The sequence below is a fragment of the Streptomyces sp. C genome (assembly GCF_000158895.1).
Classification (GTDB): domain Bacteria; phylum Actinomycetota; class Actinomycetes; order Streptomycetales; family Streptomycetaceae; genus Streptomyces; species Streptomyces racemochromogenes.
Map to the genome: position 1 here is coordinate 7125988 of NZ_GG657750.1, position 874 is coordinate 7126861.

The following is an 874-nucleotide window of genomic DNA, read 5'->3' on the forward strand; positions in this document are numbered from 1 at the left end:
GCCAGCGGCACCTCCACCCAGCCGGTGCCCGGCCCGCCCAGGGCGGCCAGGTCCACGGTGGCCGAGGCGACCGCGGAGCCGGCGTCGTCCCGGGCGGTGCGCACCTGCACGCTCAGCCTCCCGGCCGCGGCCGTGCTGCCGAGGAACAGCGAGACCCGCGAGAGCCGGTCGTCGTCCGTGGTGAACTCCTGGGCCCCCGCCCGTCCGGCGCTCCCCGCGCCCTTGATCCCGTACAGGGGCACGTCGTGCCCGGCCTGCCCGTCGTAGGCCGCCCGTCCGCCGCCCTCCGGCCGTCCGTCGGGCAGAAGGGGCACCTCGTGCCCGGTCCGCCCGTCGTGGACCGGCCGTCCGTCGGGCGACACGGGTGGCCCGCCCGCGGCGACCGCCCCGTCCGCCGTCTGCAACAGCGTCGCCAGCAGGGCGGTGGCCAGCAGGACGGACCGTGTGCGCATCACGCATTGCCTCCACTGTGATGAAGCGTCAATAAGCCCGGCAGTGCGCGTACGCGGCGCCATTCATCCAATATCCCCGGCCGGGGCGCCACCGGCGGACGTGACAGTCCCTGCCGCGCCGGACACCCCGCAGCACCGCCCGGACGGTCCAACGCCCCGTCACCGGGCGGGGTAACGGCCCGCCCACCACTGCCGCCCCACCACTGCTCCACAGGCGCACCAGCGGCACACCACCGCACTCGAAACACGCTCTCCCCTGTCCAGCCACGCGCACCCATCGCGCGCACCCGAACCGACCGGCACACGAGGCGCCGGGCCACACTCACGGGGGGAAATGTGATCACTCGACGGAACCGCACTCCGGGCAGGCGTCGCCCGCCGGCAGCATCGTCGGCACCGGAGGCATGCTTGCTGCCCCGTCG

At 75.3% G+C, this 874-nt stretch carries 1 pseudogene; it reads right to left on the reverse strand.

Features of this window, described 5'->3' with window-relative positions:
* Window positions 1-452: pseudogene (locus SSNG_RS42565) on the reverse strand (hypothetical protein); the annotation flags it as partial.
* Window positions 453-874: the final 422 nt, after the last annotated feature.